Origin of the sequence: Flavobacterium sp. SH_e, from assembly GCF_025717045.1 — a bacterium.
Lineage (GTDB): Bacteria > Bacteroidota > Bacteroidia > Flavobacteriales > Flavobacteriaceae > Flavobacterium.
Window position 1 is genome coordinate 347621 of sequence record NZ_JAOVZN010000002.1, and the last position, 12440, is coordinate 360060.

Sequence of the window (12440 nt, forward strand, 5' to 3'; positions counted from 1 at the left end):
GAATGACAAATGAACAAAAAGCTATAAAAGCTACATACTTTAGTATAGCTGGAAACACCTGCTTGGCCTTGATTAAAGGTCTTGCAGGTTTTTTTGGCAATTCTTATGCCTTAATTGCAGATGCGATTGAGTCGACTACAGATATATTTTCATCATTTTTGGTTCTGTTCGGAATCAAATATTCGAATAAACCTGCAGATGAAAATCATCCTTATGGTCATGGTCGTGCAGAACCTTTAATTACATTTTTGGTTGTTGGGTTTTTAATTACTTCAGCGACAATTATTGCTTACGAAAGCATTTCTAACATTGGAACTTCGCACGATTTGCCAAAATCGTGGACATTATATGTCTTAGGTGCAATTATCATTTGGAAAGAATATTCATTCCGTTTGGTGATGAAAAGAAGCCGACAAACAAACAGTACATCTTTGGCTGCCGATGCATGGCACCATCGAAGTGATGCAATTACTTCTGTTGCAGCATTTATTGGGATTTCGGTTGCCTTGATTATGGGAAAAGGCTACGAATCTGCCGATGATTGGGCAGCACTTTTTGCAGCTTTTTTTATTTTGTATAATAGTTATAAGATTTTCAGACCTGCGCTTGGCGAAATTATGGATGAAAATCTAAACGACGATTTAGTAGAAGAAATTCGTGTTGTCGCTTTGACTGTTCCTGGAATTCTTGGAACCGAAAAATGTTTTATTCGTAAAGCAGGAATGCGTTATCACGTAGATCTTCATGCAATTGTTTCGGCTAAAATTTCAGTAAAAGAAGGACACGATTTGTCTCATAAACTTCAAGATACTTTAAAAGAACAAATTCCACAGTTAGGAAATGTTTTGATACATATTGAGCCAGATGATTATCATTGTTAAAGGCTTAAAGTTGCAAAGGTTCAAAGTTACAGAGTTTATCTGTAACTGAAACTTTGTCAAAGGTTGAAATAAAAAAAACGTTTATTCTTAAGAATAGACGGTTTTTTATACAAGAAATGTTTCTCAGTTCAAGCGCCTCGAAGCTTCGGAAAGAATTTCGCAAAGTATTTAAACTTTGAACCTTTGTAACTTAATCAAGCGCATTCAAAATCTTCAATCCAAATACAACACCGTTTTGCTGAATTCCGCCTTGATAAGAATGCACATAATCTACACGGAATAATTTGAATTTTCCAAAACCTAAATTATCTAAACCAACCGTAAATTCAGAATATGGTTTTCGATCAGGAACTGCTAAAGCATGAAATCCGATATTCATTGTCGATTTTAGAAGATTTAACAACGGAATTTTATTCATAACAAAACCCGTGTCATTGTATTCAGTATGCATTTCGAAATAACTGTCGTTTGTACTATTAGAATAATACGGCATCATATTGAAAACATTCAAATAACGTTCGCTTGTTCCTATATGAGTCTGATTTCCGTTAAAATGTCTGTAATCGATAAATGATATATTTTCTGCATTAAAGAATTTTCCTGCTCTAAAATTGGTTCCTAAAACACCTTTGTTTCCAAGAGATAAATCGTAAAGTACAGAAGCACCAATTCTTTCATATTCATATTTTTTTTCGCTTGCCGCGAATGTTTTTTCGAAAGATAAATATACTGTCGGATATTTATCATCTTTAAAATTAAATCTTCCGTCTGGTCTTGAAATATATTTATTTCCAAAATTAATTCTTGATGTTACAAGAGCTTTAAATAAATGATGCTGATCAAAAGCTGGAGTTGTAAAATCGTCTGGTGCCAATGGATTATTAGACGAATAAATATCATCTTTTTTAAAGAAAGAATAATCAGTTGTATTAAAAAGCGGTTTGCGCTGTTCGTAACCAATTCTTCCTGTAAGATTTATTCCGTTTGCAATGTCTTGTCCGTAATTGATTTGAACAAATTCTAGATTGTATAACTTCATATAATTATCTTTAAAAAACAAAGAGCTTATGGAGTTGATAAACTTGCTTATAGGTTCTGCACTATTAAATTGTGCTGTTTTTGTTCCTCCAGAGCCCCAAATTGTAGCGTAATTGATATTGTTGAATCGATGGCTGAATTCGCCAATTGGACGAAAACGTTCATCTGAAAAACCGTAATTAAAAGTTGTGCTTATTGAAGTGCTTTTTCCTTCCTCTTCATTCCATTTTTTAAAAGAGAAACCTGTATCGAGATTAAAACCTTGAACCGTATTAAAACTTAAAGAAGAAATATTTAGAAGACCTTTGTATTCAAAAGAATATTTCTTGAAAGTGTTTTTATAATCATAACCCATAAAAACATCCCAAACCTTGAATTTATTGTTTTTTGCATCAATAGAATCGGTGTATTTTTTTGATTTTCTAATAATTTGCAGACTGTCTTTTTTAGCGTAATCACTGCTTTCTTCAATAGTTAAAGGAATTGGGCGAATTTCGTTCCAGAAAGCATCATCTTTTTTATTTGCATTGAGGTCAAAAGCTACCAGTTCATTCCCGAAAGTTTTCTTTTCGAAAGACGCTGGGAATTCATAATTTGAGTACACATAATTAAAGTTTCCAGAGAATTTGACACCAAAAATACCCGCATTGAATGAAAGTGTTTGCGCATTTTTAGTCCATATTTTATTTTTTGTATTGTAGCTGAAACTCTGTTTTAGAGTCATTATTTCTGTAAATTCATTTTTCATTCTGTAGCCTTTGATATTCAAATCAATGGCATAAATCGCAAAACTGTCATCTACAATATAAATGTAACCTTCAAAAACGGGTTCTTTATCGCGTTTTGGAGTCACTTTAATTTTGTTAATCTGCTGATTATTATCGTCATAAAAAGTACTTTCCAATTTGTATTTGTAATAGCTGAAAGCATTGTCTGCAATAGGAGAAATCATTTTCACATCAAAATCTAAAGTATTGTCGTAAAAGTCATAATTTGATAATGCAGCTGTGTTGTAACTGTAACCGCGGTTGTTTCCAGAAACTTTAGAAGCAATAATATTTTCTTTAAACTTGTTTGGCTTTTCGAGACTAACCTTAGAAATGGTTTCAGATAAATACAAAATTCCTGTTCCAGTCGAATCTAAATTTGAAGCCATATCTTCGCCTAAATCTACTTTTTGTCCAAGTATTTTTTTAGGAAGGTCTTTTACTTTGAACATTCCTTTCGAATAAAAATCGGCGGTATATCTTCCTGTTTTATCTGAGTTTTCTTTTTTGTTTGTAATAGCACTTCTAATAATTGCATTGGCAGGGTTGTTTTTAGGATCGATGACAACTTCGTTTAAAGCAAAACTTTCTTCTTGAAGCCTTACATCTAAAATGATCGTTTTTGATCCCGAATCAACGGCTATTTTTTGCGTTTTAAAACCTAAATATTGAAAAGTGATTTTGTTTTTTCCAATTTCTTTTACATTCAGCTGATACTTTCCTTGTTCATTTGATGTAGTACCTGCGTATGTGTTTTCTTCAAAAACCGAAACAAAAGGTAATGGATTTCCTTTATCATCTGTTATAGTTCCTTTGATTTGAGCAAAGTTTGAAATTGAAAAAAATAGAAAGGCAATTAAAGTAAAGTTTCTCATGTAAGGTGGTATATCTTACAAAAATAGAATAAGTTAAATCTGAGCTTATTAATAATTTGTTAAATTCTAAGAGAAGCTAAATGAGTAAGTTGTAAAACTTGAAGAGAGAATTATTTGGTTGAACGAAGTCGAAGCGAAGAAACTTCAATTTCGTTCAACTAAATTATTTTTTATAAAAAAGACTGAATTGCCAATTCGTAACTTTTAAGTCCGAAACCTAAAATAACGCCTTTTGCATTTCCAGATAAATAAGATTGGTGTCTAAAACTTTCGCGCGCATAAGTATTAGAAATATGAACTTCTATTACCGGAGTTGTAACGGCTTTCATCGCATCGCCCAAACCAATAGAAGTATGCGTGTATGCGCCTGCATTTAAAATAATTCCGTCAAAAGTGAAACCACATTCTTGAATTTTACCAATCAATTCGCCTTCAATGTTGCTTTGATAATAAGAAAGTTCAATGTTTGGGAATTTTTGTTTCAACGATTCAAAATAATCTTCAAAAGTCTGGCTTCCGTAAACTTCTGGTTCTCGTTTTCCTAAAAGATTCAAGTTCGGTCCGTTGATAATACAGATTTTCATAAAGTAATTTTGTTTTTAATTAAGTTATGTGCATGCATTTTACATTTCGCAAATCACATTTCACACATAAGTGTAAAAATAAAAAAAACCGCACTAATAAATAGAGCGGTTTTTATAAAAGTATGTGATATATTTTTAGAACATGAATCCAGCAGAAATCTGGAATACAGAGTTTTTGATATCAGCATTTTTAGAAGCTTCTGTCAAACCTAAACCGTAACGACCTTGTAAAAAGATACTTTCAGTAAGTTTAACACCTAAACCTGCATTTACACCGAATTCGAATGTTTCCCCGTTTTTAACATCGAAATCATTTCTTTCGCTTACTAAGAAAGAAGCTTGTGGACCAACCTCTAAGCTGAAAGTGTTATTTAAATAGAATTTAGCCATTACTGGTATAGAAATATATCCTAGTTCGTTTTTTACATCTTCACTTACTTCACTAAATTTATAAGATGCACCAACAGTAGAGTATAAAAGCTCTGGCTGAATAGAGAATTTGTCTAATAATTTTACTTCAGCTACCAAACCAGCATGGTAACTAGTAATTCCGTCTTTATTAATTTGGTCTGGAAAGTCTCCAGTTTGGCTTGCAAAGTTAACCCCTGCTTTAACCCCGATTTTTAGTAATTGTGCTTGTACTGCCGCTGATGTTGCAATAAACATAACAGCTGCTAAAATTATTTTTTTCATAAATAGGTTTTTAAAAATTGGTATTTTAAATGTTATCTAAAGTTCAAAACTACATATTTAGGATTTTATTGCATTATATTTTGGATTAAATAATTACTAAAATTCCCACTGAAAAGCGTTTTTTAAGCGAAAAAAACTACTAATTAGAATTTAATATTCTGATTATCAGTTCTGTTTTTCGTAATTTTTTTCTGTCTTATTTTAATACTTTTTGAACTTATTGGGGAGTTATTTTTGTAGTCCTAATCTTAGTTTTGTTGATGTTAAATCAAATTAATATTTAAAAATTATGAAAAAAATTGTTTTAGCTGCTATTGCAGTAATGACTTTTGGATGGGCAAATGCTCAAGAACAAACAGCAAAAGGAAAATGGTTAATTGAAACTAATACTTCTTTCGGAGCTACTAATGTTGGTAATACAGGATTCTCATTATCTAGTGTTGATGGAGAAACTACTTGGGGGTTAGGAGCAGAAGGAGGATATTTTGTAGCTGATAATTTAGCAGTTAAAGTTGGTCTTGGTTATAATGATTTTGGACATAGCGACAATGCATTTTCTTATAAAGTAGGAGCAAAGTATTATTTATTAAATAAGTTTCCTTTAGAAGCTTCTTACACTGGAGCTAGTATAAAAGGTTACGATGAAAACCCTGCTTTTATAGGTTTGCAAGGTGGTTATGCTTGGTTTCTTGGGAAAAATGTTTCTGTTGAACCAGGTTTACGCTACAATATTGGTTTAAATGACTATAAAAACGTTTTCCAATTAAACGTTGGTTTCGCTTTACACTTCTAATATTTAGTTAATCAAGTGTTTTTTTGAAAGCCTCTTCAGTAAAATGAAGAGGCTTTTTTTATGCTGAAAAATTCTAATTTTTAAATAGGCTTAATTTAAAATTAACAATTAGGATATTATTTACTATTTTATTTGTTAAATTCCTAATATAGATTTGTGAAGAAAATTTTTATATTTGATCTAATTAATTTAACCCAAAACAAATTAGAATGAAAAAAATTATCTTATCTGCCATTGCAATTATGGCTTTTGCATTTACAAATGCTCAGTCAACAAGATTTGGAATAAAAGGAGGTCTTAATATTTCAAATGTAGTTGGAGGAGATGTAGACAATAATAAAACATTAGTAGGTTTTCATATTGGCGGTTTAGCCGAAATTCATGTAGTTGAAAAGTTTTATATTCAGCCGGAGCTTTTATACTCTGCTCAAGGAGCTAAATTTGATGGACCTTTTGGATCTGATGGCGACTTAAAATTGAATTATTTGAACATTCCTGTATTAGCAAAATACTACATTGTTGATAATAAATTTAGTGTAGAAGCAGGTCCACAGCTTGGTATTTTATTATCAGCTAAAGCTGATGGTGAAGACTTTAAAGATTATACAAGGTCAACAGACTTAGGTTTTAATTTAGGAGCTGGTTATAATTTTACAGATAATCTTTCAGTGGGTCTTCGTTACACTATTGGTTTATCTCCTATTTCAGATAATGATATTGATAATTCAGAAGATTATTATGACAGTGCAAAAAATAGCAACTTGCAGCTTTCTTTAGCTTATAAATTCTAAGTAGCGATTTTTAAAATATTTCAAAAACCTTCTCTCTTAAGAAGGTTTTTTTATGTCTATATTTTTATACATATTATTTTATTTGTTAAATAAATTCATTTTTTAGTAAGTATATTTTTATATTTGACTAAATTATCTAACCCAAAAACAAATTAGAATGAAAAGAATTATTTTATCTGCAATAGCAGTTATGATGTGTGCATTTGCAAATGCACAGGAACTTAAGTATGGCGTGAAAGGAGGTTTAAATCTTTCGAATTTCACAGGTGACACTGATGGTGTTAATTTGAAATCAAAAGCAGGATTTGATTTTGGAGGATTTGTAGAAATTAAATTGTCTGATAAATTCTCTATTCAGCCAGAGCTTTTGTATTCAACTCAGGGATCAAAAGCAAAAGATCAAGTACAACAAGTTGATGATATTCTTTACAATGCAGATGTATGTTTCAATTTATCTTATCTTAATATGCCTGTAATGTTTAAATATTATGTTGCAGATAAATTTAATGTTGAAGTAGGTCCCCAAATAGGGTTTTTAACTTCTGCAAAAACAAAAACAACCCTTGATGGTTATAGTGGATCTCATGAAATGGATGTAAAAGATATTTTCGAGTCAATTGATTTTGGTCTTAATCTTGGGACTGGTTATGATTTTACAGATCATTTATCTGTAGGTTTGAGATATAACTTAGGTTTAGCAAATATTGCAAAAACGGAGTCTGGTGATGATACGAAATTGCACAATGGAGTTTTTTCAATAAATGTTGGATACAAATTCTAATCTGAAATCTAAAAGTATTTGAAAAACCTTCCTTCCAAAAGGAAGGTTTTTTTATGCCAAAAAATCATTTACTTTGTAGATATGAATTGGAGCAGATATATAAAAGATTATCAATCCTATTTAAGGATTGAAAGAGGTTTGTCTAAAAATACAATCGAGAATTACGGCTTTGATATTGAGCGTCTGTGTCTTTTTTTAGAAACCAATCAGATCGATGTTTCTCCAATAAAAATTTCCGATGAAACCTTACAGCAATTTATTTATTCGGTTGCTAAAGAAGTAAATCCGAGATCTCAGGCAAGAATAATTTCTGGATTAAAAAGTTTTTTTAATTATCTGGTTTTTGAGGATTATAGAAACGACAATCCTTTAGAATTAATAGAAGCACCAAAAACAGGACGTAAATTACCTGATACTTTATCACTTCAAGAAATTGATGCTTTAATAGAAACAATTGATCTAAGTACCAATGAAGGTGAACGAAACCGTGCGATGCTCGAAACCTTGTATGGCTGCGGACTTCGTGTTTCGGAATTAATTTCGCTCAAAATCTCTGATCTATTTTTTGATGAAGGTTTTATTAAAATAACTGGTAAAGGAAATAAAGAACGCTTTGTTCCAATTGGTTCTCTAACTCAAAAATATATTGATATTTATCGAAACGCAGTACGTACTAATTTGAATATTAAAAAAGGAGCTGAAGATACTTTGTTTTTAAACCGAAGAGGAAATCAATTAACTCGAGCTATGGTTTTTACGATAATTAAAGATCTTGCTCAAAAAATGGGATTGAAAAAAAGTATCAGTCCACATACACTTCGTCACTCTTTTGCAACGCACCTATTAGAAAACGGTGCAGATCTAAGATCAATTCAGTTAATGCTTGGGCATGAATCTATTACGACTACAGAAATTTACGTTCATTTGGATAGACGTTTTTTAAAAGAAGTAATGCATAGTTTCCATCCAAGAAAATAATTTTTTAGAATTATTATATTTATTATTACAAAAATTAATATATTGTGTTAAAATCTTATTGCAATAAAAACGAAATCGCATAAATTTGTGATTTTTCTCTCTTTTTTTGAAGTGAAAGCTTAGAATGTTTTATTTACATAAAAAAGTAGTATATGGTTTTTGATTTATATGGGAATGAAGATTGCTTAGAGGTAAATAATTTTTATAAGAAATTGTTGGCCGAAATGCCCGACTTACTTTTTCAGTTTGTTATCGATGCTGATAATAATTACTCGTTTCCTCTAATAAGTAAATCGGCAGATGAAATATTTGAACTTTCTGCACTAAATTTTAATAATGATATAAAACTAATAGTTTATGATCGAATTGTGCCGCAGGATCGTGAACTTTTTTTTCAATCTTTAATCAAAGCCAGAAAAGAAATAAAACCTTGGGAAATAGAGTTTAGGGCTACTCTTCCACAAAAAGGAATTCGCTGGTTTAAAATATCTTCCAAAACAGAATCAGGAATAAATGGAAATGTGATTTTTTATGGTCACGTTACGGATATTACAGAATTAAAAGATAAAGAAGAAAAACTGAGAATATCCGAAGAACGTTTTCAGTTTGCACTCGATGCTTCAACTGCTGGTGTTTGGGATTGGGATATGGTTACAAATAGGGTTTTTTACTCTTCTTTATCTCTTAAAATTTTGGAGCTTGATTCTGCTGATATTTTTGATGATCCCGAACGCTGGGATAAAATTGTGCATCCAGATGATCTTCCAAAATATTATTCTGATATCCACGAACATTTTGAAAATAAAATTCCATACTATGAAAATTATCATCGAGTAATGACGTCGAGTGGTAATTATAAATGGATTTTAGATCGTGGAAAAGTGATTAAACGTGATGAAAATGGAAAACCATTGCGTGTGATTGGAACTCATACAGATGTTTCAGCTCAAAAAGAAAAAGAACTTGAGCTTATGAAAACCATGAAACTCTATAGCGATCAGAATAGTCGTTTATTGAATTTTTCGCATATTGTTTCGCATAATTTAAATACGCAGGCGGGAAATATAAAATCAATTTTAGATCTTATTGATGCTGATGTTAATAAACAGACTGTGACAGAAATGTTGGAATATTTGCGTGCTGTTTCTAATGATCTCAACGATACCATTTCAAATCTTACTCAAATTGTCAAAACGCAAAGTAATATTAATATTGCTGTTGTTCCGTTAAAGCTTTGTGAATATATCGAAAAAACTATTTCGACAATTAAAGGATATGATAAACAGCGAAATGTAACCATTGTAAATAATGTTCCGAAGTATTTGACGATTAATTTTAATCCTGCATATATGGAAAGTGTTTTATTGAATTTTACGACAAATGCCATTAAATATGCACACCCAGATCGAGATCCAATAATTACATTTGATTTTGCAATAGAGCGCGAAGGTTTTAAATCTCTTAAGATTACAGATAACGGCCTCGGAATTGATTTGAAAGTTTACGGTGATTTATTATTTGGAATGTATAAGACCTTTCATAAACACGAGGAAGCCCGAGGTATTGGATTATATATTACGAGAAATCAAATTGAAGCGATGAAAGGAACGGTCGAAGTAGAAAGTGAAGTAGGAGTGGGAACAAGCTTTAAAATCGTTTTTAATGATATGTAAAACGTAAAAAGAAGGATAAAAATAAAGGCTGTCAATTGACAGCCTTTATTTTTTATTTATGATCCTTGATTATTTAGCAATATTTACAGCTCTTGTTTCTCTAATAACTGTAACTTTTACCTGTCCAGGATATGTCATTTCTGTTTGGATTTTTTGTGAAATCTCAAAAGATAAGTTTGCGGCATTATCATCAGAAACTTTTTCGCTTTCTACAATTACACGAAGTTCTCTACCAGCTTGAATTGCATATGCATTTTTAACTCCGCTGAATCCATAAGCTACATCTTCAAGATCTTTCAAACGCTGGATATAAGAGTCTAAAACTTGACGTCTAGCACCTGGTCTTGCTCCAGAAATAGCATCACAAACTTGAATAATTGGAGACAATAAAGATTTCATTTCAATCTCATCGTGGTGCGCTCCAATTGCGTTGCAAACTTCTTCTTTCTCACCATATTTCTCAGCCCATTGCATACCTAAAAGTGCGTGTGGTAAGTCACTTTCTGTGTCTGGCACTTTTCCAATATCGTGTAATAAACCAGCTCTTTTAGCTAGTTTTACATTTAATCCTAATTCTGCAGCCATGATACCGCAAAGTTTAGAAACCTCTCTTGAGTGTTGTAATAAGTTTTGTCCGTAAGAAGAACGGTATTTCATTCTACCCACAACTTTAATCAATTCTGGGTGTAAACCGTGAATTCCTAAGTCGATTACAGTACGTTTTCCAACTTCAATAATTTCGTCATCGATTTGTTTTGCTGTTTTAGCAACAACTTCTTCAATTCTTGCAGGGTGAATACGTCCGTCAGTTACTAATTTGTGTAAAGACAAACGGGCAATTTCTCTACGAACAGGATCAAAACAAGAAAGAATGATAGCTTCCGGCGTGTCATCAACAATGATTTCAACTCCAGTTGCAGCTTCAAGAGCTCTAATGTTACGACCTTCACGACCGATAATTCTACCTTTTACATCGTCAGATTCGATATTGAAAACAGAAACACAGTTTTCAACAGCTTCTTCAGTTCCAACTCTTTGAATTGTGTTGATGATAATTTTTTTAGCTTCTTGCTGTGCAGTAAGTTTTGCCTCTTCAATAGTTTCTTGAATATGAGACATCGCTTTTGTTTTAGCTTCAGCTTTTAAGCCTTCAACCAATTGCTCTTTTGCTTCTTCGGCAGAAAGTCCAGAAATTACTTCTAATTGCTGCAATTGGCTTTTGTGAAGTTTGTCAACTTCAGCTTGTTTTTTGTCTAAAACTTCAATTTTATTATTGTATTCAGCTGTTTTAGCTTCAAACTCATCATTTACTTTTTTAGCTTTTGAAAGTTCGTTAGAAACTTGAGATTCTTTATCACGCACGCGTTTTTCTACTTCAGCAACCTTTTTGTCTCTTGCTAAAATAACTTGTTCGTGTTCAGATTTAAGTTCGATAAAACGTTCTTTTGCTTGAAGAATTTTATCTTTTTTAATATTTTCAGCTTCTAAATTAGCATCTTTCAAAATTGAAGCAGCCTCTTTTTTAGCGTTTTTGATTAGGTTTGAAATATTACTTTTCTCGATAATTTTAGCTATCGCAAATCCCGCCGCAATACCTACAATACCAATAATGATCGTTATGATGTCCATGTTTGTTAGGGTTTATATATAAAAAAAGCCTACATTAATTGCTTGTATAAACTCGTAAAGACAAGTTTTGAGCTAACTCACTGTTCAAGTTTCCCAGCCAAATGGAGGGCATACTATAGTAGCGACGATTTGCTCATTCTAAATTGTTAGTGTTGAGTTTACCAAATGTGAACTAATGTAGGCAGTATCTTAGTTTCTGTAAAGAACGTTTATTTTTCGAGATATTGATCTAAAAGCGTATTTAATCTTTTAATTCTTTCGATAGTTTCTTCTCCATCGATTGCGTTATCAATTTGTTTTTGTTCAACTTGCGATGCGAATTGTAATGCGCACATTGCTAGAACATCTTGTTTGTCGCGAACAGCGTAATTTTCTTCGAATTGCTTTATCATGGCATCAATTTTTTTTGAAGCACTTCTAAGTCCTTCTTCTTGAGCGGGTTCAACCGTAAGTGGGTAAACGCGATCGGCAATTGATATTTTAATTTTAAGCTTTCCGTCCATATTACTAATCTGATAATTGTGCTATACAGTAATCAATTTCGCGAATTAATGAATTTATTTTAAGCTTTGTCTCTCTCTTGTTATTGTCGCTGCCGAGCAACGAATTGGCTATCTTAAGTGTTTCATTTTGCTTTTTCAAAGCCTCCATTTCCTCAGATTGTTTCTGGATAATTTGCGCAGCTTTGGCTAATTCTAATCGTAATACTTGATTATTTTTCTCCAAGCCTTTTGATTTTTCAAAAAGCTTTTCGACTTTATATTCAAGAGTATCAATTATTTCGGCAATTACACTCATTATACATCCTATTCATTACTTAATCCTACAAAGTTAATATTCCTTTTTATTAATGCAATTTTTTATCGATTTTTTTGCATTAAAATAGATAAATAAGTGTATTTCAATTAATTGTGTTTTTGAAGCTTTTTTCTTGCTTTTATTGGTTTATTTTTAGTT

At 31.6% G+C, this 12440-nt stretch carries 12 protein-coding genes; 6 read left to right on the top strand and 6 right to left on the bottom strand.

What is annotated here, in order from left to right:
* Positions 1 to 2: 2 nt before the first annotated feature.
* On the top strand, positions 3 to 881 hold the full coding sequence (locus OD917_RS04580) for a cation diffusion facilitator family transporter (RefSeq protein WP_263522369.1): 879 nt from the start codon (positions 3 to 5) through the stop codon (positions 879 to 881).
* Between the two features lie 190 nt (positions 882 to 1071).
* Here the strand turns inward: OD917_RS04580 and OD917_RS04585 are convergent, their stop codons facing one another.
* From OD917_RS04585 to OD917_RS04595, 3 genes are all read right to left on the bottom strand, one after another.
* Positions 1072 to 3561, bottom strand: a complete 2490-nt coding sequence (locus OD917_RS04585; RefSeq protein ID WP_263522370.1) for a DUF5686 and carboxypeptidase regulatory-like domain-containing protein — start codon at positions 3559 to 3561, stop codon at positions 1072 to 1074.
* 170 nt (positions 3562 to 3731) lie between these two features.
* Complete coding sequence (gene aroQ, locus OD917_RS04590) at positions 3732 to 4145, bottom strand: type II 3-dehydroquinate dehydratase (RefSeq protein ID WP_263522371.1); 414 nt, start codon at positions 4143 to 4145, stop codon at positions 3732 to 3734.
* A gap of 135 nt (positions 4146 to 4280) precedes the next feature.
* On the bottom strand, positions 4281 to 4838 hold the full coding sequence (locus OD917_RS04595) for a porin family protein (RefSeq protein WP_263522373.1): 558 nt from the start codon (positions 4836 to 4838) through the stop codon (positions 4281 to 4283).
* 289 nt (positions 4839 to 5127) lie between these two features.
* Here OD917_RS04595 and OD917_RS04600 point away from each other — a divergent pair, with 289 nt between their 5' ends.
* The 5 genes from OD917_RS04600 (at position 5128) to OD917_RS04620 (ending at position 9854) form a co-directional block, all read left to right on the top strand.
* On the top strand, positions 5128 to 5631 hold the full coding sequence (locus tag OD917_RS04600; protein ID WP_263522374.1) for a hypothetical protein: 504 nt from the start codon (positions 5128 to 5130) through the stop codon (positions 5629 to 5631).
* 209 nt (positions 5632 to 5840) lie between these two features.
* A complete protein-coding gene (locus OD917_RS04605) occupies positions 5841 to 6422 on the top strand; it encodes a porin family protein (protein WP_263522375.1) in 582 nt (193 codons plus the stop codon).
* Positions 6423 to 6579: 157 nt separating this feature from the next.
* Positions 6580 to 7203, top strand: a complete 624-nt coding sequence (locus tag OD917_RS04610) for a porin family protein (RefSeq protein WP_263522376.1) — start codon at positions 6580 to 6582, stop codon at positions 7201 to 7203.
* Positions 7204 to 7284: 81 nt separating this feature from the next.
* Complete coding sequence (gene xerD / locus OD917_RS04615; RefSeq protein WP_263522377.1) at positions 7285 to 8181, top strand: site-specific tyrosine recombinase XerD; 897 nt, start codon at positions 7285 to 7287, stop codon at positions 8179 to 8181.
* Positions 8182 to 8333: 152 nt separating this feature from the next.
* On the top strand, positions 8334 to 9854 hold the full coding sequence (locus tag OD917_RS04620) for a sensor histidine kinase (RefSeq protein WP_263522378.1): 1521 nt from the start codon (positions 8334 to 8336) through the stop codon (positions 9852 to 9854).
* A gap of 69 nt (positions 9855 to 9923) precedes the next feature.
* Here OD917_RS04620 and rny read toward each other — a convergent pair whose 3' ends face one another.
* The 3 genes from rny to OD917_RS04635 form a co-directional block, all read right to left on the bottom strand.
* A complete protein-coding gene (gene rny, locus OD917_RS04625; RefSeq protein ID WP_111285842.1) occupies positions 9924 to 11483 on the bottom strand; it encodes a ribonuclease Y in 1560 nt (519 codons plus the stop codon).
* A gap of 209 nt (positions 11484 to 11692) precedes the next feature.
* Positions 11693 to 11986: a cell division protein ZapA gene (locus OD917_RS04630; protein ID WP_111285845.1), complete on the bottom strand. Its 294-nt coding sequence runs from the start codon at positions 11984 to 11986 to the stop codon at positions 11693 to 11695.
* A 4-nt stretch (positions 11987 to 11990) separates the two neighbouring features.
* Positions 11991 to 12281, bottom strand: a complete 291-nt coding sequence (locus OD917_RS04635) for a hypothetical protein (protein ID WP_111285848.1) — start codon at positions 12279 to 12281, stop codon at positions 11991 to 11993.
* Between the last annotated feature and the right edge of the window lie 159 nt (positions 12282 to 12440).

What these genes read in the sequence shown, in the direction of transcription:
- OD917_RS04580 (WP_263522369.1), top strand. Translation starts at nt 3, where the DNA reads ATGACAAATGAACAAAAAGCTATAAAAGCTACATACTTTAGTATAGCT.
- OD917_RS04585 (WP_263522370.1), bottom strand. Translation starts at nt 3,561, where the DNA reads ATGAGAAACTTTACTTTAATTGCCTTTCTATTTTTTTCAATTTCAAAC.
- aroQ (WP_263522371.1), bottom strand. Translation starts at nt 4,145, where the DNA reads ATGAAAATCTGTATTATCAACGGACCGAACTTGAATCTTTTAGGAAAA.
- OD917_RS04595 (WP_263522373.1), bottom strand. Translation starts at nt 4,838, where the DNA reads ATGAAAAAAATAATTTTAGCAGCTGTTATGTTTATTGCAACATCAGCG.
- OD917_RS04600 (WP_263522374.1), top strand. Translation starts at nt 5,128, where the DNA reads ATGAAAAAAATTGTTTTAGCTGCTATTGCAGTAATGACTTTTGGATGG.
- OD917_RS04605 (WP_263522375.1), top strand. Translation starts at nt 5,841, where the DNA reads ATGAAAAAAATTATCTTATCTGCCATTGCAATTATGGCTTTTGCATTT.
- OD917_RS04610 (WP_263522376.1), top strand. Translation starts at nt 6,580, where the DNA reads ATGAAAAGAATTATTTTATCTGCAATAGCAGTTATGATGTGTGCATTT.
- xerD (WP_263522377.1), top strand. Translation starts at nt 7,285, where the DNA reads ATGAATTGGAGCAGATATATAAAAGATTATCAATCCTATTTAAGGATT.
- OD917_RS04620 (WP_263522378.1), top strand. Translation starts at nt 8,334, where the DNA reads ATGGTTTTTGATTTATATGGGAATGAAGATTGCTTAGAGGTAAATAAT.
- rny (WP_111285842.1), bottom strand. Translation starts at nt 11,483, where the DNA reads ATGGACATCATAACGATCATTATTGGTATTGTAGGTATTGCGGCGGGA.
- OD917_RS04630 (WP_111285845.1), bottom strand. Translation starts at nt 11,986, where the DNA reads ATGGACGGAAAGCTTAAAATTAAAATATCAATTGCCGATCGCGTTTAC.
- OD917_RS04635 (WP_111285848.1), bottom strand. Translation starts at nt 12,281, where the DNA reads ATGAGTGTAATTGCCGAAATAATTGATACTCTTGAATATAAAGTCGAA.